Consider the following 22882-nt stretch of genomic DNA (forward strand, 5'->3'; position numbering starts at 1 on the left):
TGACAGAAAATTTTCTTGCCCGGACATCAAGCGGCGGTTACAGATGCAACAACCGGCGGGGTTTTGAGTCTTGTTGTTGATCGGGCGACAACTTCAGGGCGTCCCCGCCGGTCTTTTCAGTTTTCTGTCCCCGTTTTCCAACTCAGGCCGGGGCGGCGTATCGACGAACCGCCTCGGCCCGCAGAACAGCCGCCAGAGCCGCCGGGTCGGCCGGCTTCACATAGTGATGATCGAATCCCTCCCTCAATGAGCGGCAGTCCAGGTCAGAGTGGCCTGTCAGCGCCACCAGGAACGGCCGTGTCGGAAGCGATGCGCATAGTTCGCGGGCGACCGCATACCCGTCCGTTCGGGGAAGATTCAGGTCCATGACCACGGCGGCGGGCCGGAAGCCGTCACGCAGCGCCATCCCCGCGTCTTTTGCCGAGTAGGCGGAGCGGGGATTAAGACCGTGGAGCAACAGCGTCCGGGTCAGGGCGTCGGCCTGGTCTTTGTCGTCGTCCACGACGAGGACGGAGAGGTTGTTCATCGCAAGCGTCATGAGGGATGCCGGGTGGCGTTCTTCCAATCAGGCGGGTCTGTCGGGCCGGTCAGGGCGAATCAATCAATGTACGGCTCCGGCCCCGAAATTCCAATGAGATCGAGCGATTGCCCGGCAGGAAAACCAATCAGATGCCGCAATCATTCCCGCTTGCGCGAATCCGCAGACCATGTCAGATTTCTGTCCATGCCACCCGGCAAGGCTGAGACGGGTGGCCGGGTGTCGGACAATGTAGGGTAATGAGTTGCATGCGTCATTATGTGGGAGACAGAAATCCGGACGGGTGTGAAGTGATGGTCTTGGACACCACGCATGAGGGCGGCGGTTATCCACTGGACCCTCGCAACGATCTTCGCAACCACAGTCCCGACGGTTTCGAGTTCGGCTATTCCGGCAGCGGCCCCTCACAGTTGTCGCTCGCCATCCTGGCCGATGTCCTCAGGGACGACAAACTGGCCGACAGGCTTCACATCGACTTCAAGAACAAGGTCATCTCGCGGCTGGATGGGAACACGTTCAGTTTGAGCGAGGAGGACGTGCGGATGGCGGTCGCGGCTCTGGCGGCGGGGAAGAAGCGTTAATACCTTAGGCTTCTTCCTCAAAAAATGCAATTATTGCGGGGCGGTCGGACGGACCGGGCACAAGGCGAACCATTTGGATAAAACCCAGTTATTACTTGGGCGGCGCATCCGGCCATTGACAGACAAATCCAGGCCTATGAGGCAACAAAGCCACATTCGGCTGGTCACACCATTCACCCCGTTCCACCGCCCAGAGAATCACGTAGTGTTCAACGCCTCCCTTGTTGTTTGGCTGGGTTTTTTCCCAATTCTTGTAGGAGAATTTCGCGTTGTTCACCCACTCCCAAACGCCTTGGTTTTTTTCGTCAGTCGCTCCAATCCATGTTTCTCTTTTCCCTGCGGCGAGCACTAATTGCCTCAGCACGGCATTTTCATTTGCGTCATTCACAACGGCCAAGTGACCGCCCAGCTTCTCACATTTGGCCTTGGCTTCTTTCCAGGAGAGTTGCTCCGGGAAAAATTTGTAGAGGCTACCGTTGAACTTAACCCGGCCTTCACTGTCCGGGGGAGAAAGTTCGACCATCGGGATAGGGCCAGGGCCAGGATTAACGAAATCCGTCCCACCGCCACCTCTTACCAGCCCGCTCCCCGTCACTTGCCCCTGTTTGAACACCGCCTCAAATTGTTTTCCCGTCTGCCGGACATTTTTCAAATCCGGACTGAACATGGCCGTTTCTTTGTCCCGAAAGCCGCATTTGACGGCCATCGTAAGACACTCCAAGGCGAGCGAGGTGTTTCCGGAAATGCTGCATACCCTCGCAACATCGTACCAAACTCCAGGATTCGTAGAAAACTCGTTTCTGATATGTGAAATCCTCGAAGGCAGCCGGGACGTTGCTCCCGAATTTTGTGCGACCACATATTTCTTTACGGCTTCAAACGCTTCCGTTTGGTTGCCGGAGTAGGCCCGCGAGAGCATAACCGCGCGGACCACCTCGTCGTTGATATTCTTGTCGATCAACTCAGACTTCAAATACTCCGACCATAATTTTCGAGCCAAGGCTCCGCCGAACGCAGCGTCTTTCTGGCTGGTCGGAAGTCCCGCCGTCCCGATATCTTTGTCAGCGGCTTTGCTGGCCAATCTTCCGCCAATTCCAAGAAGAAGCGCGCGGAAAGGATTAAACACGGGTCCAATCGGAACAACGCCCGCTGCTTTCTCGCACACTTCCGCCTGTTTCACCAAATCTTCAGGCGTGGCATCTTTTTTCCAAAACACAGCGCCCGCTTTGCGAACAATCGCAAACGGGTTGTGAACAGGATTCGCCCCGCTTTTCCGTAGTTGGAAAGCGTATTCTTGATCGCCCCATTTGCTGTCCGCGATCTTGCCAATCAACGCATTCGTCGAATCATTGATTCTTTTGGTGAATTGATCCTCGAAATTTTTTCGGGCTCCCTCCAATTCCGATTTATATCTGGCGGTCGTTTCGTTCAATTTGCCCTGCTGTGCGATCCCGGATGCGAACATGGCGCTAATACCGCGAACAAACGCACGCTCGTCATCATCTCCCTCCGCCACCGCGCGAAATCCGAAAGACAATCCGGAAATAAGGGCGTTTGTCCCCGCCATTGACTGCGCCGCCTGCATGCCCCTCAATGTCTGGACAAGCGCCCCTTCGAGCGATTGAATGCTTTCTCGAAGCTCTGACAAATGATTGTCATAGGTGCGAAACACCGCAAGAAACTCATCGTCCTTCCATTTTGCGGCATGCTGGCGGAGTGTGTCGTACAACAACCGCTGGTAAGCGAGCTGCGACTTCAATCCAAACAGCCTCCGGGCAACCATTTCCTGAACGCCCGCAGTCGATCGGCTCTCGTAGTAGGGATCGGCGGCAAATTGCCGCGTCATATCCTCCAATGCATACAGGATAAACACACGCTCATCGATCGTGACCGCCGCGTCCGTGGATTTGGTTTTTGGAGCGGGGACGTTGGATGGTTGCTTGGTTTGCCCCGATGCCGAAACCGCCAGGAATCCCACAGCGGCAACAATCGCCGGGAATGTGCAAAGTCGCATTAATTCTCCCATTTGAGGCCAGTCAAAAAACAAGAGGGTGACGAGTCGAGACAAAACAAGTTTCAAGGAGATTCGTTGACACAGCGGGAGTATTTTGCCTCTCTCCCGAGAATATTTCCGTTTGGGTGCGGTTTGATCCGCGACTCAAACGAGTGGTTATACTCGGGAATGACTTGCAGCCACCCCTGTTTGAACAAATCGTTCGTCAGTCTATCCGATGTCAGGATGTGAGGCAAATTTGATTCTGAGCCAATCGGGCTTTTCTTGGCAACCGCCGATGTCAAAGGCTACTGTCTTGCACAGCCGTCATCGTCGGGGTTTAGGGTTTGCGGGGCTCGCAAAAGGGCTCCCCGCAAACCCTAAACCTCAGAGATGATGGCGAGCATTCACCGTGCAGCCAGATTCGGAGGGGGAAGGGGCGCCGGGATCGTTTTGAAGCAATCAGGCATTGCAAAGTGGTTTTGAAGAACGAAGATATGAGTGCAGGTGCTTGGAATCCGCACGGAGTTCGTGCCTTGGAGCCTCAAAAATGATCCGCGGCCTTTCCCTCGAAAATTATCGGGGATTTCGAAGGTTTGAGATGCGCGATTTGGGTCGCGTCAACCTGATCGTCGGCACAAACAACGCGGGAAAGACTTCCGTGCTTGAGGCCATACATACCGTTGAGTCTCCGGCCGATTTAACCCCCGTGTGGGCGTCGCTCATCAGACGGGGCGAGGATTTTGAGGATCGAGAAAGCGGAACCACAGGCAGGCAAGTCGATATTCGAAGAATATTCTTCGGACACGACGTGATTTTCGGCAATGGACTCAGCATTGTCGCCCATCAAGAGTACGGACAGGATCGATTCCGGGCGTTCTTCTCCGAGGCCAGCGAGAACCCCGAGCGACATCAGCCGGGGCTTTTCGAGCAGTTCGATTCCAGCTTTGAAGCCGAAGCTTTCTCGCGTGCGGTCGCAATTGGCATGCAATGGGAACACCCGCCCTCAAGCGTCGATGCGAGTGTGATGTTCGATTTAACACGAAGAGGGGGCCTTACCACGGATGCTCTCCGGCAGACTGGCAAGCTGGCTGACGGTCGCAGAGCGCCAATTCGTTTGATCACCGCCGCGTCACTTTCGCCAGATGCAGTCATTGATTTGTTCGAAGAGGTTGTTCTGACGCCCGCAGAAGAGTTTGTGGTCGAGGCGTTACGAATAATCGAGCCAACCATTGAGCGCATTGCAACAAGCGGAACGGATCGCAGGCGCGCGTTGTCCACCAGAGCCGGCACCAGGGGCGGCTTGCTCGTCCGCTGCAGAGGGGTTCGAGATCGGATTCCAATTGGAAGCATGGGAGACGGAATTTGGAGAATGCTCGGGCTCGCCCTGGCTTTAGTTCGAACCGAGGGTGGAATACTGCTCGTTGACGAGATTGACACCGGATTGCATTACAGCGTCATGGAAAATATGTGGCGGCTGGTTAATGAGACCGCAAACCGACTGAGAATCCAGGTGTTTGCCACGACCCACAGTCGGGATTGCTACGAAAGCCTGGCCGCAATCAGTCGCAACGTGGCGCTTGGCCAGAGCGACGTCACAATGCAGCGAATTGAAAGGGGGGTGCCCAATGCAATTTCGTATTCGGAACGAGAGATCATTGCGGCCGCCAACCGTCATGTGGAGGTGCGATAAAGATGCCTCCCCCCAACCCTAAGCGGCTCCTGGTCGAAGGTGATGAGGACAAGCGAATTATTCCTCAATTCATGGAGTATTTCACTCCCTGGGGAAACACCAAAAACACCTGGCCGTTGGAGATTGTGTCGTGTGACGGCGTGGAAAACCTGCTTTCGCCAGGGAATCTCACCGTCGAATTTAAGCAAAATCACGTTGAGATTTTGGGCGTGATCGTTGACGCAAACGGCGACCCTCAAGCGAGATGGGCCGCGATTCGTAACGATGTGATTGACGAGCTTCCGGAGATTCCCGTGGAATTGCCCCGGGAGGGTCTCGTTCTTCAAAAAGGAAAGAAGAAATTCGGAGTCTGGCTTATGCCAGACAATCGCTCGACCGGCATGATCGAGACGTTTTTAAGTTTATTTATCAAAGACACTGACAAGGGATTGTGGAAACACGTGGACGAGTTCTGCTCAAAGGCAAGATCTGAACACAAAGCGTGTTACAAGCCAGCCCACTATGACAAAGTAAAAATTCATGCTTGGCTGGCGGTGCAAGACCCTCCGGGATGCCAGTTGCAAGTCGCCGTGACCGCCAAAGTTCTTGAGCCAATATCACCTTACGCAGATGCGTTCGCAGAGTGGTTTTGCAAACTGTTCAATCTGCCGTGTACCAAAAAAACCTGAGCGACATTTCCAACGACGCTCTTGGTGCTCCTTAAAGCGCGCCAGCATGTAACAGGTCGTGTGTCGCGGACTCGCGGTGCATGGCCTTCCGTAGCAGTTCTACTGCCTCGGGGCCGCGTTCGGGAAAACGGGGCACTGCTGGTCCGGGCAGATCGTGCAGGCCGACAAAATCACGAGGAACACGACGAGGCAGGCGAGTGCAAGCCAGCCGAGTGTGCGGTGGATGGAGCGGGAAACAGGCGACGGCTCCGGGAGGTTCATCTCGCTTCCCTTCGCATCCGGGCGTAATCTTCGAGGACGGGGATCAGGATTGAGTCATCCGAAAGCCGCTTTTCCTCGGCGAGGATCTGCCGTTGCTCCTCCGGCGACCAATCTTTGACATGAAGAACAGGGCTCGGCGGGCATGAGCATGCGGTCATCACCAGAAACACCGGCAGCCAGCGGGTCATAACTTTGCGTCTTCCAGCGTCTTTTCGAGTTCGCCTCGTGTCGTCGGGGTGTTCGCGATCTCCCGTGCCTTTACCTTCAATTGGTGCGAATGCCAAAAAGCGTCGGCCAGTTGAACGAATCCAACCAGCCGACAAGCAAGGGAGAGGAAAGAATAAAACGTCATGCGACGGCGGGAGTCGTCACGGCCGCCTTGGCGTTTTGCAAAGCCAGTTCGATGAGGGCGCGGGCCTGTGATTCGATGAATGGCAGGCCTTTGGCAATCACTTCGGCCGTGAAGGAAGCCAGCGCGGCCGCCATTTTGACTTCGCCGCCCCCCTCGGTGGCAAAACCAGCCGACACGGCATTTTTGGCGGCGGTGATGAGCACTTGCTGCTCGTCCGCCTCCAGGGCGGTGATGAAGGGTTTGACGAAGTTCCAAACCGGGCCGGTGAAGAAGCCTTCGACGGCATCGCGTATTTTGGTGAATGTGCTCATGTTGTGAATCCTTTCAAGTTGTGGTTTCGCACCGTACACCCGCACGATGCTTCAGGCAATTTCAAAATGATCTGCGTCATACTGATGCGCCGGGAAGTCGCCGCCCCACTGCAACCCCAATGATTTCCCGATGGCGACCGCCGCCTTCCATTGAGGAGTGGCGGGGTTCCAGTTGCAGGTTCCGTCGTCGTTGATGATGGTGAAGTCGAACGCCTTGCTCGCGGGTGTTCCGTCCGGCAACGCAAAGTTGTGCTTGGACTGTCCTCCCCCCGCCTTGGTCAGCGTCCGGCCGGTCACGTTTCCTCTCGCATCGCGGCCGACGGCGAACAGCCGGTCCTGCTCGGCGGCGGAGCGGTATGTCTCGATCACCCGTGCGTTGATGTTCCGGGAGTGGCATTGGTCGAGCCACTGCTGGCAGAGCGGTTTCAAGGCGGGATGAAGGTCGTCGAGCGAGCGGTCGGTCATGGCCGTTGCAAAAGGGCTTTGACGTCGCCCTTGATGTCGCGCATGTCGTCCTTGATGGGCGACAACTGGATGTTAAGCTGCTCCTTGAGGTCGGCCTTGCTGACGAAGTCCTGCTTGATGCCGTTGATCTGCTGGAGGTTGACGTCGATCCGTCCGTCATGTTCCTTGAGCGTGCTGTCGACCAGCTCCACCTTTCGGCCGAGGAGCCAGGTGATCAATGAGCCGCTGATGAGAAAAAAGCCCGACAGGAGCCACCGCACGGTTTCCAGGTCAATTTGCACGACACCCCCATTCATGTAAGTTTCCCGTCAAGGCTACACCAGATGTGGTGTTCGCGCAAGCCGGCGTTCAAGCGGCCATGGCCTTGTCGAAGGCCGCGAGGATTGCCTCAGCGGAGCCATATTGGCCAATGTTGCCGGCGAGCGTCTTCTCGGTGTCGAAACATTTCTGGATGAACGCTCCCACGCCCTTGCCGACGGCGATGACTTGCGGGGAGGTCAGGGTGACGAACACGCCGTCCGCCGTCTTCCAGTTGCATGAGTATGTCGCGTCCAGGCTGGCGAACACATAGGCCGAGGTCAGCGCGTTCCGGCTCTCCGAATCGGTGTCGAAGGTGTTTCCGTCAATGGCGACGCCGCTGTTTTGCGCGTCATAACGGCGCGCGGCGAGCGTTGCCAGCAAGCGGTTCCGCAAGGATGCCGCCTCGAATTCGGCCTGGGCCGCCAGCACCTCCACCGTGAGCGGAAGCGTGGCCTCGGAGAATAGCTCGACAAATCCGCCCATGAAGGGGATGCCCCCCGGCAAGTCTTCCTGCGACAACGCCCATTTGTGAATGACGCCGCCGGGAAACGATTCCCTCCGCATCCAGTTGACGATTCCCTGTACGTCCATGATCTGTCCTATGCGTGATTTTCGATTGTGATGTAGAAACGCGAAGTGACGGCGGTTCCCTTGATGACCGTTGTCCCGACGCCTGTGTAATACGCGGCTATTGCTTGAACGGTTTGAGGCCCGCCCGGGATGCCGAGGGCTTCGATGTCCATGATGACTTCGTGTCGTCCTGTCGGCGAGCTCGAGCCGGTTCCTATTGTGCCCCAGCTTTGCGACGTGTATGTCGTCCCTGCGGCATATGATGAAAGCATGTATGCATAGGCCGAGTCGGTGGGCCAATAATTCGTACTCCCTATGCGAATGCCCAGTATGAGCTGTTCGGGGGTGCCGGTGGTTATCGTCTCCCCACTGAAGAGCAGGCGGATGAGACCTTTCGTCGGAATTACTATGGCTGTGGTAGCGCCGATGTTTGACTGTGTTGGTGCGGCGGACAACGTGATATCCGTCGAGTCCGTTATCTGGAAGCAGGTCACCTTGTTCGCCCCGACGGCCACCGACTGGCCGCTCTTGGGGAAGATCATCACGTCATAGTTGCCCGCCGAAACACAAGTGACGATGGTCTTGTCCCCCGCCGCCATCGTGTAATCGGCCGAGCCGGGGATTTTCAGGCTGGTGGCGTTGTACTTGAGCTTCCACGCCCCGGACGCGATGACGATTTTTGACTGGCCGGGTTTCATGGCCGAGCCGAACCCCGACACGTCCGTGACGCCCGAGATCGTGATGGCGCTCTGCGGTGTGGCGCCGAGGTCCACGGTCGTGGCGCTGGCCAGGGTCGCGGTTCCGCCCCCGATGAAGGGGAGCAACACGTTGTTGGTCGAGTCAATGTAACAGAGGGGAATCCAATCGGTCCCGTCGTACATGTTGAGCGTCCAGACGGTCGAGGAGGGGGTGTCGGTGTCCACCCACATCTGCTGTGCGTAGGGGGTGGGCGGGGCGGAGCCGCCGCTGTTCGTGCTCGCCAGGGCCTGAAGGGCGGCGTTGATCCCCGCCCGGTAGGCCGCGCCGGATTCGTTGCTTTCGCTGAAGGCGTTCTGTGACATTTTCTATACCGTCGCTGCTTTGATGTTGAGTTCGCTGATGGCGATGTTGTAAGTCGGGTCGGTGGTGGTGAAGACGCCCTTGAAGTCGAAACCGCGCGCGCCGAACTCGCCCGAGTGCAGCAGGTTCCAATCCGTCCAGGCCGGGGCGCCGTTCGGGTCGTCCTGCGTCGAACGCACGTAGACCTGGAAGTCCGCGGCCGCCGACGTGTCGCCGTCGATGGACAGCCAGTCGTCGATCAGGCCCGTCCGGGAGTCAATCAGGTCGCTGACGTTGAACACGGCGGCCTGGACGTGGGCCGTGAGCCGGACGTTCTGGACCGTGGTCAGGTCCATCCTGGCGTGAAACAGGTACTCGCCGGTCAGAAGGGCCGGATCGGTCATCTGCAGCATGCCTCCGGACACCGTGCAATTCGTTTTCGACCCGCCGAACGTCGCGTCTTCCGTCAGCACGCCGATCACCGAGAAGGCGAGGATTGAATCCTGGGTGACGACCACGCTGGCGGCGTTCGTTGATTCGATGCCGCTGGAATCCGTCGCCTTGCCGAGGTAAATTCCGGGTTTCAGGGGCAGCAAGGCGTGCGTGCTGGTTCCGGGGATGGCCGGGCCGATGCCCGTGCTGTTCGTCCACCCGTCGGAGGCGGTCGGGGAATAGCGGAAGACGTAACTGCCGCCGATCCGCACGTCGAGGTCGGGCGAGGCGTCCCAGTTGAGAAACACCAGCCCGCCAATGGCGGCGAAGCCCATGTTCCGGGGTTCGGCCGGCGGGGCGAGCAGTCCGGATATCTGTTTCGAGGCGGTGGCGTAGGCCGAGGAGACGCCGAGGGTGTTGATTGCCTTGACGCGAAAGTCGTAAGCGTCGGGGGAGATGTCGTAAATGGTCTGGGTCGGGTCGACCGTGCGAGACAGGCTGGTCCAAACCGATCCGGCGGCCGGCTTGAACTCCGGCTGGTAGATCTGGAAAAACGCATCCGTCGAGGGAAGCCAGGTCATGATCGCGCTCGACTTTACCCCGGCCCCGTCGCGGGTGACGTAAAGGGCCTCGTCGATCGCGAGGGACGACGGCGGCCGGACGGTGAACGGGTCGGGCAGGTTTGTGTCGGGGGCCGGATCGGCCGTGGTCGCCATGCCGGAGTTCCAGTCGTAGGCGGCGCTGCTTTCCTCCTGGAGGGACAGGATGACCGGGCCGGTCCCGGTGACGCTGAACTTCTTGATGCGAAACACCTTGTGGTCCCACCCCAGGGCCTCGTCGGTGAACGTGACGGTGTCGTAAACGGCGAACGGGATCGCCGTGTGGTTCAGGGTGAGTTCGACCTGAATCCCCTGCCGCCCCTGTTCGAGGATGACTTTGGCGATCCGCTGGGACGCCTCGGGGTGGTTGGTGAGCGGAAGGGCGATGTCCTTGAAGATCTGATCCCCGCCGTCCTGGGACTTGTACGTCAGGTTGGTGACGGGCGGGAAGTCAGTCGGCTGCCAGTTCTTGTCGGGGTCGGTGTAAGTCCCCTGGACGGCGTTGAACAGTTGCTGGCGGCTGCTCCGGGTGTGGATCTTCACCGACCCGGCGAGCATGCCGGTGTCGATGTCGCCGACGGTGGCGTTGAACACCCCGGCATAGCCCCGGAACTGGCCCTGAACGTAGGTGACGGTCCCGGCCATGGCGGCGACGAGCTGGTTCAGGTTCTCGATGGGGGCGGCGGCGGTGTCGAGAACGCCGTTGCAGGCATAGCGGGCCTGGGAGCCTCCCCCGGACAGGCTGACGGACTCGTCGCAACCGTTGGCGGCGGCGATCCAGTAAGCGTCGTTGATCTCGGAGGCGTCGCAGTTGAAACCGTAATCGCTGGTCAGGTAGTCACGGGCGCACAGGGCGGCGTTGGTCTTGAAGGAAGTGGTCGAATCACGCGGGTCGAAGACCTTCTTGCCGTTGACCACGGCGCTGATGTTCGGGATGCCGGTGGCGAAAATGTCCTTGTCGAATTCCAGACGGGCGTACAGGTAGGCGATGCCCTGAAGACGGAAGTTTGAATCGAGGCCGCATTCGGAAACGAGGCTTGAATCGGCGGCCTGCGTCGGCGAGCCGAGGTGGGTGAGGACGCGGGCGAAACTGTGGCCGCCGTTCATGTAGGGGGAGTCGGTGACGAATCCGCCGCCGTCAAGCGTGACGGGGGTGTCGTTGAAGTAGATGGTCGGGATCGAGGCGACCTCGTGCCCCGCGAGGGCGATCACAATGTGAATGAAGCGATTCGACCCCGCCTGGACCGTCCCGTTGTTGTCGGTTCCGGTGTCGGTGGCGCTGACGTAAACGAGCGGGCCGGACACCTTGGCCCGGCCGTAAATGATCTTGTGCGATTCGACGGCCGAACGGATCTGGACGGCGCGGGACTGGGCGGCGGAGTTGAGCAGGGAGCTGGTCAGCGGGGCTGTTTTCGGCGAGAAGGCTTTCGCCCCCACGGTGTCGATGGCGGTGGCCACCACGAACCCGGCGACGCCGGCGACGGCGAGGGAGGCGGTGCCCGCCGTGATCCCCAGCGCGGTGGCAAGGCCGCCCCCGGCTCCGAAGGCAAAGAACGGCACGGTGGCCGTCGCGAGTTCCGCCGTGGTGATCGCCCCGGCGATGGCGCCGACAAGCGGGATCACGGCGGGCATCAGTCCACCTTCCAGGCTTTGACGCAGGCCAGCGTCATGAGGCGGGTCAGGCCGGATTTGGTCAGAAAATGGCTGTGGAGCCCGTCGCAGATGCCGAGACAGCGTTGCGGATGGAGGACAATGTCTCCACGCCGGGCGAATGCGACATGAACGGAAGGGAAACCCGTGGCGTCGGCGATGTCAGCGGTCGTCCGATGGCCCCGCTCCCGCATCAGATCCCGGAGTTCATTCTCGGTGGTGTAACGACCGGCCCATTCGGCGGCGCAATCGCGTCCGGTGGCCTTGCGGACCCAGGCGGCGCTCCAGAGGGCGCAGTCGTTGCTCCCCCAGGCGAACGGCGCCGCTCCGGAAAGATGCTCATGGAGGAGAAGCTCCCACCCCTCGACCCTCACAGCGCGCCGCCCCAGATCACGACCTTGTCGGCGGTCTGCTCGATGAACTGGAGGCCGGTGTCGGTCAGGTATCGCTGCCGCTGGTCGGAATTGTTGTACCGTCGCACGAGCGGTCGGTCCCAGGCCGCGAAACGGGACTGGACGGTCAGGGTGACGGAAAATGTCTTGTCCTGCTGGATGTCGGCGGTGTCGATCCGCCCCCGGTGGATGATGGTGGGGTCGGCGATCAGGGCGCGGGTCGTCAGGTCGAGGTAGCCGAGAAAGATGGTGGCCTTCCGGCCCTGGTAATACTGGCCGAGAACGACCGCCCCCATGTCGCCGGGGATGTTCGACAGGGTGAGGCTGACGGGGGCGTTGGACAGGTCGCTGACCTCGTCGGCGGAGCTGATGTTGCCGAGCGAGCCGATGCCGGTGTAGGTGTCGCCGCCGAAGACGAGGTCGCCGAGCCCGGAGTGGACGCTGACGTTTCCCCCGTCGAATTCGAGCTTCACCAAAAGCAGCGGGTGGATGGACGGGGATTGGGCGGCGGCCAGTGTGTCGTCGGAAATGACGCGGGTGCCGACGGTCAAGAGATTTTCTCCACGGCGGTAAAGGTCTTGGGCTGATAAATGCCGAAGCGGTCGACTTGAAACCTGGCCTGCATGTCGTCGGTGAGGATCATCTCGCAGGAGGCGCGGGAAAGCGTCAACGGGGTGTTGTCGTCCGGGCTGGCCCGCAGCGGCGGCTCGAAGAAAATGGCGGCGTTGCCTCCGCCATCCGTGCCGACCGGGGCCGTGATCATTTTCAGTTCGCCGTTGACCGCGAAATAGTCGCCCGGCAACGCCCAGTTCGTCACGTCAGGGGCGCACCCGTCGACGACGAGTGAATTGCCGGTCTGTGATCCGCCGTTGACCTGCGGGTCGCCTGAGGCGACGCCGAGCGGCGTTTTGCAATCGGGATCGAAGCCGTTGAAGGTGTTGACCTGTCCCTTGAGCCGCATGAGGAAGGCGACCCACGGCGCGGCCTGGCGGCGGCTCATGGGCGGCAGGGTGTAGGTCGCCATCCAGAGCGCCCCGCCGAGTTCGACGCTTTGGGTGGTCTTGGTGAGCGGGCTGACGAACGTCTGCGAATTGGTGGCGAGGAAGAACGAGCAGTCGGTGAAACCGGGAAGGGCGGGCATTTCGATGGCGGTCACGATTTTCTCCCGACGATTCTGGACAGCGGGCCCCCGTTTGTGATGTCCATGGCGATGCTCGAGTGCGCCATCGCGGCGATTTGCGGGGCGGACTGGCGAATGGCCGCGCCGACGGTTTCGACGAGGCCGGGCTGCATGTTGAATGTTTGGTAAACGTTGACGGACGCGCCGCCGCCGCCGCCCAGTTTGGAATTGGGGATGACGGTGCCGCTCTGGCTCGGCACGAACAACTCGGGGCCGTTCTCGCCGACGATGGAAGGCACGCCGACGGGCGGGGAGCCACCGTCCGCGAAGCCGAGAAGTCCGCCGAGGCCGCTGAAGAGGCCGCCCAGTCCCCCCGAGGGCAACGCGCTGGTGATGGAGGCCGAGATCGGCTTTGCGATCTGGGTCTTGATGATCTCATCGGCGATGGACTGGAACAGGTCGGTGATGGCCGATTTCATGTCCTTGAAATTGGTGATGATGCGAGTCAGGGAGCCGGTGAGCTGGTCGGCGATCTGCTTGTTCTGGGCGAGCGCCTCCTTGTGGTCGTAAAGGGCGGCGGCGGCCGCGTCGATCCGGGCCGTTTCCTCACCGGTCAGTTCGGCGTCGTCACGGAGGCCGTTGTTGTAATCGTTTTGGGCCTTCGTCGTGGCTTCGATCTCCGTGCGTTTGACGAACAGGGCTTTTTGCGAGACTTCGGCGGCCTTCGCCTCCTCGTTCAGTTTGTCGATGTACGGGCCGAGCTGTTCGGCCGCCTCCCTCTCCTCGTCGGCGGTGAGCAGGTCGGCGTTTGAACCCGATGCAGACGGCTTGGCGGTCGGTTTCCCGCCGTTGAGAAAATCGTAGGTGCCGGGGGCGACGAATTGCGCCTCCGTGGCCATGCCGAGACGCTTCGACTTGTCCTCCCATGACTCGAAGCCGGGGATCTTGTTGCCGAAATGGTCGATGCCCCGGTCGGAGCGGTCGGCGAAGCTGGGCAGACTGTCGCCTCTTTCTTTGCCTCTTTTCAAGAAGTCATCAAAGGCGGTGGTTGCCTCGACCGCCTCGATTTTGAACCGCTCGAAGAAATGAATCCAGTTGTCCTCAAACTCATGGACCTTGTCGAGATCATCCTGGGTCAGCGCGTCTCCCATGGCCTTCGCCTTCGCCGTCATGCCCTCGATGTCGCCGCCCGTCGAGCGGATGAGCGGGGCGAGCGAGGCGAACGACCGGTTGAGCAGCGCCATGCCGGAGGCCATGAACTGGCTCTGGTCGCTGACGCCGCCGAGCGCCTTGGCGATGGCGTAGAACTGGTTTTCCGGCGTCAACGCCTTCAGTTTCGTGACGGAAAGCCCGAGTGAATCAAACCGTTGGACGAGTTCCTGGTTGCCCTCCGAGGCCAGCTCGATGTTGCGGCTCATGAACTTGATGGACGAGGAGAATTCGTCCGCGCTGCTGCCGTTCTGCTTGAGAGGGATGTTCAGGGCCGAAAGGGTTTCCCCCGCGAACCCGATCCGCTCGGCCAGAATGTAGATGTTGTCGGCGGATTCCAGGGCGCCCTTGCCGAACTCGATGATCTCGCGCGCGGCCAGCACGATGCCGAAGTTCTCCAGCACCCGCCCGACATGCTCCATCGCCTCGGACATCTCTCCCGCCGATTCCTTGACGGTGTCGGTCGCGGACTTGATGTCGCTTTGCATCTGCGAGGAGTCAGCCTTGATCCTCACCACCAGTTCGCCGATGTCGGTCATTGATCCGGAAACTTTCGTTTGAGCTCGTCGAGTTCGTCGCGGGTCATGTGACCGCCCTCAAGCTTGATGCCCTTGCTTTGGGCGTAGCCCTCCCACGCATAGTTCAGCTCCCAGATGTTGCTTCTCCAGAACTCGCCGGGCGGCCATCGGAGGGGTCCGAGGGCGAGTCGCTGGTAGTCCGCCCACGGGAAGCAAGGCGGGCCTTCAGAATCGCCTCCATTTCGGCGCTTTTTTTTTCACGATCCGCCTTCGGGGCGATGGCGATGTTCAGCCAGGCCAGCAGCTCGATCTTGAGCGTGCCATAGGCGGCGGTCATCCGTCCCACCTGGTCGAGGATGATCTGGCCGACCTCGTCGGCTGGCGAGCCGTGGGCGACGCCGATCAGTTTGGCGACCTCGTCGACGCGCATGTCCATGAGGCGCATGAGCAATTGCACCACATCCTCCCCGAATGCCTCCTGAACCGCGCGGAGGGTGGCGAACGACCCGTCGAGGACGTACTGTTGGTCGCCGAGGGAAATGGTCCGGGAGGGGGTGACGAGCGCGTCCATCACACCCTCGGCAGGCTGACGGCGGCCACGGTCAGGCTGGTGGTCGCCGAGAAGGCGATTTGCACGAGCCCCGCGCTGTCGTTGTATTGCGACTGTCCGAACGGCCCGATGATCTCGCGTCCGCCGTTCGTCCCGGTCGCCGGAAGCGTCACGACCTTGTTGGACAGCGTGATCGGGTTGAAGCCCTGGACGGGCGGGCTGGGGTTCTGGACCGTGATGGTGCAGGTCGGCGTGCCGGTGTCGCCGTTGGCGATGACGAGGAAGGTGTGCCCGTCGTTCGGGAAGGACATCGACAGGGCGGCGGCGGCCATCGTGTGATTGAGCCCGGCGTCGGAGGCGTTTTGGACGGTGATTGCGGTCATGTCATGAATCCCTAGTTATTGGTGAACGTCCACTGGCCCGAGGATTCCAGCGTGCAGGTGAAAAGCTGTTCCTTGTTGTAAGTCCCCGACACCTCAAACGAGGTGATCTGGAACGAGCATTCCAGCGTGTCGCCGTTGTCGAAGAACAGGCAGTACGTGGAGATGGTGTTGTTGAAGGCGTTGTTCTGAAGCGTCGAGAACGCCGCGGCCGAGTCGGCCGTGCCGTCGGCGCTGATGGTGACGGACTGCTCGCCCGCGCCCTGCAGGAGCGTGCGGTATCCGGCCGAGTCCTTGTTGGTGACATCGACCATCGAGTTGCTGAGCTTGAGCGAGGTGTTTCGCAAACCGGCGACGGTGACGGGGCTTGCCGCCACGGCGCCGGCCTTGAGCAGGAGTGAGTTGCCTTTTTGTGCAGTCATCGTTGTAACCTTCCTTGGTTGTTAAGCTTGGACGAGCGCGCGGAAGCGTTGCACGCCGTGATAGAAGTGGTCGGGCTGGCCTGTTTCGGACGTGTCCTGAAACGAAGTCTCGAACTCCGATTGAAGCATGACCAGCGTGAAGCCCGTCACGATGACATTCGCCTCCTGCCGGTGCAGGGCGTCATAAATCGCGGACATGACCGACTTGACCGATTTCCGGCCGGCCTTCTCAAAGTCCCAGGAGTGGATGGTGAGCGTGATATCCCAGCCGTTCGAGGTCATGGTTGACCAGTCGACGGCGGTGTCATCGCCAATCTTGACGTAAGGCGGTTGAGCCGTCGCCGGGACAAAGTCGAAGACCCCGCCGGTGGCGAGAGCCTTCATGGGCGCGTAGCCGGTCAGCCTCCGGTAAATCGCGGTTTGCAGGGCGTTGCTCGGGCCGGGCATCTACCGGCCGCGCGACAGGGCGGTTTTGAGGGCCAGGGCGATCCGTTCGATGATCCAGGCCCGGTTTTGCTCCATCGCGGGAACGGCGGCGGGACGGGCGGCCATTTTCGAGGTTCCCACTTCGAGCATCATGGCGTATTTGGTGGCGACTTTCATGATCGAAGACGAGGCCGAGTCAACCATGACGCTGATGGCGTTGACCAGCCGCCCGGTGTTGGAGGCCGGAGCCTCGCCGGGAGCGGACGCCTGGTGCGAGATCGCGCCATATTTGTAAATCCGGCCTGATTTGCCCCCCGCCAGCACCGACTTCTTGTAATCCGTGGCGATCTGCTGCGCGCACGCATAGGTGCCCTTGGAAAGTTCCTCGTCAACCGCCTTTTGAATGGCGGCCGACGAGGAGATGATCTTGTCCAGCCCCTGGACCGTCACGGTCAGGTCGATCATTGGTTGTCCGTCACCGTGCTGAGCCGCCGCATCTCGCCGTCCGACAGTGCCTCCCGCCAGAATGTCGCCCGTTTGGTGCAGCCGTTGGTCGGAATCAGCCCCGACCCGTTGTTGCCGAGGCCGCCGTGAGTGAGGCCGATGTCCGACGGGCGAAAAGCCACCGAGGAACTGGAGGTGATCGCCCCGCCGTTGACGCACACCGACGAACCGGAGCCGTCCCAGCGGACGATCACTTTGTTGAGCGTGTTGATGCCCGTGACGACCGAGTCCGCGGAGGCGTAACCGGCCGTCGCGGAGTTCGCGGCGCCCTTTGACCATCCGCTGACGGTGACGACTCCCCCGCCCGCCGCCCCGCTGACGAAAATGTTGCTGACATCGTCGCCGAAGATCAGGTGATTGCGCAGGGTGTCGAAGTTGCCCGAATATTGGATCATCACGGTGACGGGCGTGCCGAAGGTGATGTCCTTGAGCAGCCGGTAGCCGTCGTTGACCGCCGAACCCGCCGGGGAGCCCGGCAGATTGAACGCCAGATACTCCGGCCCCCTCGTCATGGAGGCGGTCGTCGTCAGGATGGGGGACGTGGCGAACAGATTGTTTTCCAACTGGGCGAAGTCCACGACCAGCGAATCGCCCGACGTGCCGAGCTTGAGGCCGAAGGTGGCCGGGGTGAGCCGGACGGAGGCCGGAATTGTGACCTGGCCGAACGAGCCGCTGATCTGGCTGGTGATGTCAACATAGGCGCTGCCGTCAACGGTCATGTAAACAGGACCGCTTCCCGACGCCCGCCTGAGCACGAACGACGGCGCGTAGCTCATGAAATTGAGGTTGAACGTCGCCCCCGATCCTCCCCCGCCCGTCACGGAAACGGGGTTGGACGGCAGGGCGGTGTAAGAACCCGGCGTCTGAATGGAAATGGTCGCCGGCAGTCCCCCGGAGACGGATGTCACCTTGAGCACCGCCGCCGTGGTGAATGTTCCCCCCGCGACCGTCAGCAGGTCATTGACCGCATAAGTCGGAGAGCCGCCGCCGGCGATGGCGGCCGTCTGAAGCGACTGGGCCGGGAAGGCGACGGATTGCAGAATGGTGGCGTTGTTGGCGGTCGCGGTGACCAGCGTGGCGGAGCTGGCCTTCCCGTCGGCCCCGGCCTGGGTCTTTGCCGTGGTGACGTTGGTCGCCGTCCATGCCGCGTTGGTCAGGTCACGGCACCAAAGGGCGTAGTTCGCGCACGCGCCGAAGCCCTCGACGAACGCGCCGAAGCCCGTGCGACGGATGCCGGATTGCGGAAATGACTTCCAGACGCCGTCGGTGTCGGGGGCGAAGTAACTGCCCGCCGCCCCGCCCGCGTTTCCGGTCACCACCAGCGATTTTGGCGGCTGGCCGGTGCCGTTCGCCGAGGCCATGCTCACATTCCCGCCCCAATAGCGGTTGTTGACGAAGTCAAGGTCGTATCTTGCCCTCGGCAGGACCCAGGAGGGGGCGAGACCGGCGGGGAGCATTACTGCACCTCGACGTAGGGCGTGAACACTTCGCCCGAAACGGGCACATAAGCCGCGCGCGCCTCGATGAGGTAATACAAATTTTGCGTGCCCGCGGCCGGGGTGAAGGCAACGCCCGAACCGGAGACCGGCGTGCCAATGCCGATGGCGCCGTCCGAGAAGGCTTGCGTCATGGTGACGTCAAACGCCCCGAGATAACCGGCACTGGTGGTCAGCCAGGCCGCGCCGTCGCCGTTGGTGACCGAGGGCTGCGAGTTGTATAGGTGGACGCGGAAGATGCCCTGCGTGATCGTCGTGCCGGTCTTTTTCAAGCGAAGACGCAGGATGGTTCCCGCCATGTCGTTCGCCCGCGCGGCGGCGATGACCGGGAAGGTGACCGATCCGGCCGATGTGCTGTTGGCGAGGAGCTGGCCGGCCGCATAAGCGGTGGTGTTCGCCGGACGGGTGGTGGTCGCGCCCGCGACAATAAACGGAGCCGGAAGGTAAATGAGGTTTGTCACGCCGGGAGTTGTCTGGTCGATGCCGATCCTGCCGATCAGGTTCGTTCCGGCCGGTGTCGCCGCCTGGCAGGCCGCGAGGATGCTAGTCAGTGACTGGAGTGATCGTTTGAAAAGGGCGATCAGACCAAACGTGCCCGTGTCCGAGGAGGCGGCCGCGTCGGCTTTGGCTCCCAACGCCGCGCTGCCCCCGTCCGAGACCGTCACGCCGCCAATCACGTTGGCGCCCGCCGGGATGGCCGCCTGGCAGGCGGTTGAAATCGCCGTGCTGGTGGTGAGCAATCGCTTAAAGAGCGAAATGAGGCTGAAGGAGCCGGTGTCGCCGGAGGCGGCGGCATCGGCCTTCGCGCCGAGGTTGGCGTCGAGGTCGCCGGTGTTGGTGGCGATGGCGGCGGTCGACGTGTTGCCGGTGGCCTGGGCGGCCGCCGTGGCAAGCCCCGCCGTCTGGGTCGCAATTGTTGACAGCGCGCTGATCGCCGTGGTCTGGTTGCCGGAAGTCGCCGGGCTGATGATCGCCCCGGTTGCGTCAAGACCGGCGTGGGCGAACGTGAGATTGGTCCCGTCCGTGTAGGCGATCATCGGCACGGAAGAACCGTCCGCTTGTTTCACATTGACGACGGTTTGGGTAAAACTCATGGGCGAATCTCCTAGATGATGGCTGCGTAGGCCGAGTTGATGGGATCAGAGAAATCGAATTGTCCGCCGCCGCCCGATGGCGGCTGGGCATTCAGAACGGCATCGACACTGGCGCGGTAGATCACATTGCCGCGAATGATCGCCAGGTCGTCGGTGGTCAGCACGATGTCGAGCCGGGTTGCCCCGGTGATGATCGCGTCAATGGCCCCCCCGTCCTCAATGGTGCCTTCGGTGTCCGAGAATACCGCGACATGGCCGATCTGCGTTGTCCCGTTGACCGAGGCAAGGGCGTCCTTGTCGTCGTCGGACGCCGCTTTGGTGCCCGCCGTGTTGACCACGACCCGCACATCGGCGCCGTCACGGGAAGCCGGGATTTGGTCGCCGGATTGAATCAGGCCGCCGGGATCGAGTTCGAGAATTGTTTTGTCTTCAGCCATCACGCCCCCAGTAAAATTCGCCCGCCGCCGTTCAGCCGCAGGTATGCGCCGGTTTCCAGAAGAAGCGCGCCGACATCGACCGCCTCTGCCCGCACCACTCGTTCAACGGCCTTGATCGCCAGGAACCGGCCCTCTTCGTTCACATTCAACGCCTCCTCCACCGAAAAGAAGCGGTCGCCGTATTTCAGACGCGTCCCGGTGGCCACGTCGGGACGGTAACGCATGCTGATCTTGTGCGTGACGGGCGTCTGCAACTGCATCGCCTGGAATTTTTGGTAGCCGCTGTAGGGCTCGATTGACGCCCAGACCGTGGCTCCGTCGACCCAGCTTTCGGCGTATCCGCCCTGGCCGTCGGACAGCCGGGAAACGGCTTGGATCGTGACCCGGTTTTTCATCTTTCCAACGAGGTCCGCGCAGCACTTACCCAAGGCGGTCCCCCATGATGCGGTATTGGTTGTAAAGCTGGGCGGTTCCCGGCGGGAGCGCCATGGCATCATCGCAGTTGCCGCGTTGTTCGTAGATCGAGGCGACGTGGATCAGAATTCCGGTTTTGACGGGCTGGGGCACGGCGGCCGCATCCCCGTACCCGGCGACATAGGTGACTTCGCAGGCGGCAACCGGCCGCAGACTGGCGGGCCACAAGGCCGCGTAATTCAGGACAAGCCGCTCCCCGGCGGCGTCGATGTGGTAGTTGCCGCCGCCGTAAAGGCTCGGGATGTCGTTCAGGTCGTAAGTCGTCACCGAGTTGATTGACTGGACCGGCCCCTTCGGAAGCTCGATGGTCTGCGGCAGGCCGCCGTAGAGGGCGGTGACCGGCAGGTCGTAAACGCCTTCGTTCCAATTCATTCCGAGCGGAGAACCGCAGAGGTCGAGCGTCAGCTTGTGAGTCTGGGTCATCAAGGCCCGGCGAAGGTATTCCTCGGCCGCCATGCGGGCGCTGGTGATGAGTTGGGAGATCAGCGTGTCGGAGGAGTCATCGTCAATTCTCGCCCATGTTTTCGCGTCCGCCAGGGTCACGGGCTCCGAGACCGGTCCGGCGATCAGCGTGAGCGAACGACGGGGACGGCGCACCGGCTATTCGGCCTTGCGGGATTTGTTGGCCGGGGCCTTCTTGAATGCCTTGTTCTCCGGGGCGGCCCCGGCGGATTTTTCACCCGTGTCGGTGTCTCCGGGGAGTTCGCCGGATTCGAGGATTTCCCCTTCCGCAAGCTCGCGCGGCTTGATTTCCTTGTGGTGCGGCTCGGCCCATCCCTCGCGCACGGCGATGGCGGCAAGATCGTCCGAGAGGTGTTCGGTCGCGCCCGCCTCGAAATGCTGGTGGTCGTTGCCGGTTTGCGAGCCTTTGAAGCTCTTCAGGATGCGGTGCGGTTTCATGAGTGGTTTCCTTACCAAAGTGCGACGATGTTCGTCGCGGTTGTGCTTGTGGATTTGATCCGGCTGGCGCAGATGCGATACACCGTGCCGACCGTCACCCCGGTCAGCGTGACCGTCTCGTTCTGTTCGGTGATGTAAACGATGTTCCCCGCGCCACCGACATAGACGGCGCGGGTCACGTTGGTCAGGTCAACCGTGTCGCTCGGGGTGACGGCGGCGGCATGCCGGTACGGCGAGTCGAGGCCGGTGGCGAGCTGGCCGTAATCATCCGTGGCGGCGGCGAACGAACACGGCGCCGTCAGGATGAGGAAGAGCGAAGCGAGCAGGATTCTCATGGTTGCCTCTTCCGGGTTTTAGTTGGAGAACCGCACGAACATGCCCCGGCCCACGACATCGCCCGCCGCGCCGGTGGTGCCCGACGCGCCGGTGCATTTGATCGTGATGGCGGCGGTGTCCGTTTCCGCGCCGGTGGCGAGGTACGGGGTGATCGTCGAAGTGTCGTGAACCATGGTCGCCCGGACGAGTTGCGCGGACGCGCCAGTGCGCCCGATGACCATCGAACTCGTCCAGTTCTTGTTGGAATCGGTGATGACGCCGGAGCTGATGAGCTCGGAGCCGAACCAGAGTTTGATGGTTTTGTTGTTGCCGTTCGCCGCCGTCCCGCCGAAGCAGGTCACTTCGATGGCCTGGCCTGTCGTGTTAAGGGCGCTTGCCGGCAGGGTGTAGCTGAACAGCACGTCGTCGGTCGTGTCGGCCGCGTTGCCGACGCCGGCGGCGGAGAACTGGCTGCTTGCAAGCCCTTCCGGCTTGAACGAGGAGGCAACCGAGCCGGCCGCGAACGTGGTGGCGCTGTTGAAGGTGCAGGCCCCGTTTTCACAGTAGTTGGACGTGGTGTAGGAACCCGCATGAGCGAGCGAGGAGGTCATGGCGAGCGCGATGGCGAGGCCGAGAATTTTCTTCAGGTTCTTCATGTTCGATCTCCAAAAAAGATGGGGCGGCCGAAACCGCCCCCAAAGGTGGGAAGACTAGCTCGTTGGCTGGGTGACCGGCAGGCCGTTCGCGGCGAACAGCAGCGCCAGGGCGCCGATGTCGAGATTGCCGGTGTTGTTGGCCGGGGTCAGCGTCAGACGCAAGTAGCGTTTGGTCCCGATGTAGCCGATCTTGCGAACCTGATTGTCGCTGTCGAACTGGAAACCGGCGGCGGTCTGCGTGCCGAGCGTGTCGGTTGCGCTCACCGTCCCGGCGTCGCTGAGTGCGGAATTGTCACCTTCCTCAAGCAGACAGGCGATGGTGGCGTCCGCATCGGCGACCGTGCCGATGTTGAGGACGAACTCGACGGACTCAAAGCCCTGGCGGTCGATGATCTGGCTCACCTGGGCGGTGTTGTCGGTCACTCGGGTCGAACTGATGGCCCGTTTGACCAGAAGGTTGTTGTGCAGGTCTCTCATGGGTGAATTCCTTTTCAAAGGTGGTGGAAAGCATCCGGCCGGACGAATCCGGCCGGTTGGA

The 22882-nt window shown here is 61.3% G+C and carries 31 protein-coding genes and 1 pseudogene; 3 read left to right on the plus strand and 29 right to left on the minus strand.

Features of this window, described 5'->3' with window-relative positions; all coding sequences use genetic code 11:
* Positions 1–142: 142 nt before the first annotated feature.
* Positions 143–538, minus strand: coding sequence for a response regulator (locus BGIM_RS51350; protein ID WP_020471443.1), 396 nt, complete (start codon positions 536–538; stop codon positions 143–145).
* 248 nt (positions 539–786) lie between these two features.
* Between BGIM_RS51350 and BGIM_RS0119680 the strand changes: the two genes are divergently transcribed.
* Positions 787–1119: a DUF6166 domain-containing protein gene (locus BGIM_RS0119680; RefSeq protein ID WP_029630202.1), complete on the plus strand. Its 333-nt coding sequence runs from the start codon at positions 787–789 to the stop codon at positions 1117–1119.
* A gap of 91 nt (positions 1120–1210) precedes the next feature.
* Here BGIM_RS0119680 and BGIM_RS57850 read toward each other — a convergent pair whose 3' ends face one another.
* Entirely contained in the window at positions 1211–3133 is a 1923-nt protein-coding gene (locus BGIM_RS57850) for a C-type lectin domain-containing protein (protein ID WP_020471445.1), read from the minus strand.
* A 529-nt stretch (positions 3134–3662) separates the two neighbouring features.
* On the opposite strand from BGIM_RS57850, the gene BGIM_RS0119690 reads away from it, so the two are divergent.
* Complete coding sequence (locus BGIM_RS0119690) at positions 3663–4805, plus strand: AAA family ATPase (protein WP_029630203.1); 1143 nt, start codon at positions 3663–3665, stop codon at positions 4803–4805.
* Positions 4806–4807: 2 nt separating this feature from the next.
* Positions 4808–5473 carry a DUF3226 domain-containing protein gene (locus BGIM_RS0119695; protein ID WP_020471447.1) on the plus strand — a complete coding sequence of 222 codons (666 nt, stop codon included), beginning with the start codon at positions 4808–4810 and terminating at the stop codon, positions 5471–5473.
* Positions 5474–5572: 99 nt separating this feature from the next.
* Here the strand turns inward: BGIM_RS0119695 and BGIM_RS63100 are convergent, their stop codons facing one another.
* The 27 genes and pseudogenes from BGIM_RS63100 to BGIM_RS0119825 form a co-directional block, all read right to left on the minus strand.
* Positions 5573–5734, minus strand: a complete 162-nt coding sequence (locus tag BGIM_RS63100; RefSeq protein ID WP_020471448.1) for a hypothetical protein — start codon at positions 5732–5734, stop codon at positions 5573–5575.
* Positions 5731–5922: a hypothetical protein gene (locus BGIM_RS0119700; protein ID WP_020471449.1), complete on the minus strand. Its 192-nt coding sequence runs from the start codon at positions 5920–5922 to the stop codon at positions 5731–5733. The genes BGIM_RS63100 and BGIM_RS0119700 overlap by 4 nt, the downstream gene beginning before the upstream one ends.
* 160 nt (positions 5923–6082) lie before the next feature.
* Positions 6083–6397 (minus strand): hypothetical protein, encoded by a 315-nt coding sequence (locus BGIM_RS0119710; protein WP_020471451.1) that lies wholly within the window; start codon positions 6395–6397, stop codon positions 6083–6085.
* 51 nt (positions 6398–6448) lie between these two features.
* Positions 6449–6862 (minus strand): M15 family metallopeptidase, encoded by a 414-nt coding sequence (locus BGIM_RS0119715; RefSeq protein ID WP_020471452.1) that lies wholly within the window; start codon positions 6860–6862, stop codon positions 6449–6451.
* Entirely contained in the window at positions 6859–7143 is a 285-nt protein-coding gene (locus BGIM_RS0119720; protein WP_157369259.1) for a hypothetical protein, read from the minus strand. The genes BGIM_RS0119715 and BGIM_RS0119720 overlap by 4 nt, the downstream gene beginning before the upstream one ends.
* A gap of 67 nt (positions 7144–7210) precedes the next feature.
* On the minus strand, positions 7211–7753 hold the full coding sequence (locus BGIM_RS0119725) for a DUF4376 domain-containing protein (RefSeq protein ID WP_020471454.1): 543 nt from the start codon (positions 7751–7753) through the stop codon (positions 7211–7213).
* Positions 7754–7761: 8 nt separating this feature from the next.
* On the minus strand, positions 7762–8793 hold the full coding sequence (locus BGIM_RS0119730; RefSeq protein ID WP_020471455.1) for a hypothetical protein: 1032 nt from the start codon (positions 8791–8793) through the stop codon (positions 7762–7764).
* Positions 8794–8796: 3 nt separating this feature from the next.
* Positions 8797–11433, minus strand: coding sequence for a phage tail protein (locus tag BGIM_RS0119735; protein WP_020471456.1), 2637 nt, complete (start codon positions 11431–11433; stop codon positions 8797–8799).
* Positions 11433–11825, minus strand: coding sequence for a DUF6950 family protein (locus tag BGIM_RS57855; protein WP_020471457.1), 393 nt, complete (start codon positions 11823–11825; stop codon positions 11433–11435). Before BGIM_RS57855 ends, BGIM_RS0119735 begins: the two co-directional genes overlap by 1 nt.
* Positions 11822–12394 carry a hypothetical protein gene (locus BGIM_RS0119745; protein ID WP_020471458.1) on the minus strand — a complete coding sequence of 191 codons (573 nt, stop codon included), beginning with the start codon at positions 12392–12394 and terminating at the stop codon, positions 11822–11824. The genes BGIM_RS57855 and BGIM_RS0119745 overlap by 4 nt, the downstream gene beginning before the upstream one ends.
* Positions 12391–12999, minus strand: coding sequence for a hypothetical protein (locus BGIM_RS57860; protein ID WP_020471459.1), 609 nt, complete (start codon positions 12997–12999; stop codon positions 12391–12393). Before BGIM_RS57860 ends, BGIM_RS0119745 begins: the two co-directional genes overlap by 4 nt.
* The gene (locus BGIM_RS0119755; RefSeq protein WP_020471460.1) at positions 12996–14711 is read right to left on the minus strand and encodes a hypothetical protein; all 1716 of its coding nucleotides are present in this window, start codon (positions 14709–14711) and stop codon (positions 12996–12998) included. Before BGIM_RS0119755 ends, BGIM_RS57860 begins: the two co-directional genes overlap by 4 nt.
* Positions 14708–14842: pseudogene (locus BGIM_RS68330) on the minus strand (hypothetical protein); the annotation flags it as partial. The pseudogene BGIM_RS68330 and the gene BGIM_RS0119755, both read right to left, overlap by 4 nt.
* Positions 14815–15261: a hypothetical protein gene (locus tag BGIM_RS0119760; protein ID WP_020471461.1), complete on the minus strand. Its 447-nt coding sequence runs from the start codon at positions 15259–15261 to the stop codon at positions 14815–14817. The gene BGIM_RS0119760 and the pseudogene BGIM_RS68330, both read right to left, overlap by 28 nt.
* Positions 15261–15623, minus strand: coding sequence for a hypothetical protein (locus BGIM_RS0119765; protein ID WP_020471462.1), 363 nt, complete (start codon positions 15621–15623; stop codon positions 15261–15263). The genes BGIM_RS0119760 and BGIM_RS0119765 overlap by 1 nt, the downstream gene beginning before the upstream one ends.
* A gap of 11 nt (positions 15624–15634) precedes the next feature.
* On the minus strand, positions 15635–16042 hold the full coding sequence (locus BGIM_RS0119770) for a phage tail tube protein (protein ID WP_020471463.1): 408 nt from the start codon (positions 16040–16042) through the stop codon (positions 15635–15637).
* Positions 16043–16063: 21 nt separating this feature from the next.
* Positions 16064–16489 carry a DUF3168 domain-containing protein gene (locus BGIM_RS0119775; protein WP_020471464.1) on the minus strand — a complete coding sequence of 142 codons (426 nt, stop codon included), beginning with the start codon at positions 16487–16489 and terminating at the stop codon, positions 16064–16066.
* Complete coding sequence (locus BGIM_RS0119780) at positions 16490–16933, minus strand: HK97-gp10 family putative phage morphogenesis protein (protein WP_020471465.1); 444 nt, start codon at positions 16931–16933, stop codon at positions 16490–16492.
* Positions 16930–18429, minus strand: coding sequence for a hypothetical protein (locus tag BGIM_RS0119785; protein ID WP_020471466.1), 1500 nt, complete (start codon positions 18427–18429; stop codon positions 16930–16932). The genes BGIM_RS0119780 and BGIM_RS0119785 overlap by 4 nt, the downstream gene beginning before the upstream one ends.
* A complete protein-coding gene (locus BGIM_RS0119790) occupies positions 18429–19562 on the minus strand; it encodes a hypothetical protein (RefSeq protein WP_020471467.1) in 1134 nt (377 codons plus the stop codon). Before BGIM_RS0119790 ends, BGIM_RS0119785 begins: the two co-directional genes overlap by 1 nt.
* Positions 19563–19573: 11 nt before the next feature.
* The gene (locus BGIM_RS0119795; RefSeq protein WP_020471468.1) at positions 19574–19999 is read right to left on the minus strand and encodes a hypothetical protein; all 426 of its coding nucleotides are present in this window, start codon (positions 19997–19999) and stop codon (positions 19574–19576) included.
* Positions 19999–20394 (minus strand): phage head closure protein, encoded by a 396-nt coding sequence (locus BGIM_RS51370; protein ID WP_020471469.1) that lies wholly within the window; start codon positions 20392–20394, stop codon positions 19999–20001. Before BGIM_RS51370 ends, BGIM_RS0119795 begins: the two co-directional genes overlap by 1 nt.
* Before the next feature lie 25 nt (positions 20395–20419).
* Positions 20420–21070, minus strand: a complete 651-nt coding sequence (locus BGIM_RS0119805; RefSeq protein ID WP_020471470.1) for a head-tail connector protein — start codon at positions 21068–21070, stop codon at positions 20420–20422.
* 3 nt (positions 21071–21073) lie between these two features.
* Positions 21074–21373, minus strand: coding sequence for a hypothetical protein (locus BGIM_RS0119810; protein ID WP_020471471.1), 300 nt, complete (start codon positions 21371–21373; stop codon positions 21074–21076).
* 11 nt (positions 21374–21384) lie between these two features.
* Positions 21385–21708 (minus strand): spike base protein, RCAP_Rcc01079 family, encoded by a 324-nt coding sequence (locus BGIM_RS51375; RefSeq protein WP_020471472.1) that lies wholly within the window; start codon positions 21706–21708, stop codon positions 21385–21387.
* A gap of 18 nt (positions 21709–21726) precedes the next feature.
* On the minus strand, positions 21727–22344 hold the full coding sequence (locus tag BGIM_RS0119820) for a hypothetical protein (protein WP_020471473.1): 618 nt from the start codon (positions 22342–22344) through the stop codon (positions 21727–21729).
* A 54-nt stretch (positions 22345–22398) separates the two neighbouring features.
* Entirely contained in the window at positions 22399–22821 is a 423-nt protein-coding gene (locus tag BGIM_RS0119825) for a hypothetical protein (RefSeq protein WP_020471474.1), read from the minus strand.
* Positions 22822–22882 lie beyond the last annotated feature (61 nt).

The sequence above is a fragment of the Zavarzinella formosa DSM 19928 genome, assembly GCF_000255705.1.
GTDB classification, from domain to species: Bacteria; Planctomycetota; Planctomycetia; order Gemmatales; family Gemmataceae; genus Zavarzinella; species Zavarzinella formosa.

Coding starts and splice junctions, on each gene's coding strand:
- BGIM_RS51350 (WP_020471443.1), bottom strand. CDS start 538: ATGACGCTTGCGATGAACAACCTCTCCGTCCTCGTCGTGGACGACGAC.
- BGIM_RS0119680 (WP_029630202.1), top strand. CDS start 787: ATGCGTCATTATGTGGGAGACAGAAATCCGGACGGGTGTGAAGTGATG.
- BGIM_RS57850 (WP_020471445.1), bottom strand. CDS start 3,133: ATGCGACTTTGCACATTCCCGGCGATTGTTGCCGCTGTGGGATTCCTG.
- BGIM_RS0119690 (WP_029630203.1), top strand. CDS start 3,663: ATGATCCGCGGCCTTTCCCTCGAAAATTATCGGGGATTTCGAAGGTTT.
- BGIM_RS0119695 (WP_020471447.1), top strand. CDS start 4,808: ATGCCTCCCCCCAACCCTAAGCGGCTCCTGGTCGAAGGTGATGAGGAC.
- BGIM_RS63100 (WP_020471448.1), bottom strand. CDS start 5,734: ATGAACCTCCCGGAGCCGTCGCCTGTTTCCCGCTCCATCCACCGCACA.
- BGIM_RS0119700 (WP_020471449.1), bottom strand. CDS start 5,922: ATGACCCGCTGGCTGCCGGTGTTTCTGGTGATGACCGCATGCTCATGC.
- BGIM_RS0119710 (WP_020471451.1), bottom strand. CDS start 6,397: ATGAGCACATTCACCAAAATACGCGATGCCGTCGAAGGCTTCTTCACC.
- BGIM_RS0119715 (WP_020471452.1), bottom strand. CDS start 6,862: ATGACCGACCGCTCGCTCGACGACCTTCATCCCGCCTTGAAACCGCTC.
- BGIM_RS0119725 (WP_020471454.1), bottom strand. CDS start 7,753: ATGGACGTACAGGGAATCGTCAACTGGATGCGGAGGGAATCGTTTCCC.
- BGIM_RS0119730 (WP_020471455.1), bottom strand. CDS start 8,793: ATGTCACAGAACGCCTTCAGCGAAAGCAACGAATCCGGCGCGGCCTAC.
- BGIM_RS0119735 (WP_020471456.1), bottom strand. CDS start 11,433: ATGCCCGCCGTGATCCCGCTTGTCGGCGCCATCGCCGGGGCGATCACC.
- BGIM_RS0119755 (WP_020471460.1), bottom strand. CDS start 14,711: ATGACCGACATCGGCGAACTGGTGGTGAGGATCAAGGCTGACTCCTCG.
- BGIM_RS0119760 (WP_020471461.1), bottom strand. CDS start 15,261: ATGGACGCGCTCGTCACCCCCTCCCGGACCATTTCCCTCGGCGACCAA.
- BGIM_RS0119765 (WP_020471462.1), bottom strand. CDS start 15,623: ATGACCGCAATCACCGTCCAAAACGCCTCCGACGCCGGGCTCAATCAC.
- BGIM_RS0119770 (WP_020471463.1), bottom strand. CDS start 16,042: ATGACTGCACAAAAAGGCAACTCACTCCTGCTCAAGGCCGGCGCCGTG.
- BGIM_RS0119775 (WP_020471464.1), bottom strand. CDS start 16,489: ATGCCCGGCCCGAGCAACGCCCTGCAAACCGCGATTTACCGGAGGCTG.
- BGIM_RS0119780 (WP_020471465.1), bottom strand. CDS start 16,933: ATGATCGACCTGACCGTGACGGTCCAGGGGCTGGACAAGATCATCTCC.
- BGIM_RS0119785 (WP_020471466.1), bottom strand. CDS start 18,429: ATGCTCCCCGCCGGTCTCGCCCCCTCCTGGGTCCTGCCGAGGGCAAGA.
- BGIM_RS0119790 (WP_020471467.1), bottom strand. CDS start 19,562: ATGAGTTTTACCCAAACCGTCGTCAATGTGAAACAAGCGGACGGTTCT.
- BGIM_RS0119795 (WP_020471468.1), bottom strand. CDS start 19,999: ATGGCTGAAGACAAAACAATTCTCGAACTCGATCCCGGCGGCCTGATT.
- BGIM_RS51370 (WP_020471469.1), bottom strand. CDS start 20,394: ATGAAAAACCGGGTCACGATCCAAGCCGTTTCCCGGCTGTCCGACGGC.
- BGIM_RS0119810 (WP_020471471.1), bottom strand. CDS start 21,373: ATGAAACCGCACCGCATCCTGAAGAGCTTCAAAGGCTCGCAAACCGGC.
- BGIM_RS51375 (WP_020471472.1), bottom strand. CDS start 21,708: ATGAGAATCCTGCTCGCTTCGCTCTTCCTCATCCTGACGGCGCCGTGT.
- BGIM_RS0119820 (WP_020471473.1), bottom strand. CDS start 22,344: ATGAAGAACCTGAAGAAAATTCTCGGCCTCGCCATCGCGCTCGCCATG.
- BGIM_RS0119825 (WP_020471474.1), bottom strand. CDS start 22,821: ATGAGAGACCTGCACAACAACCTTCTGGTCAAACGGGCCATCAGTTCG.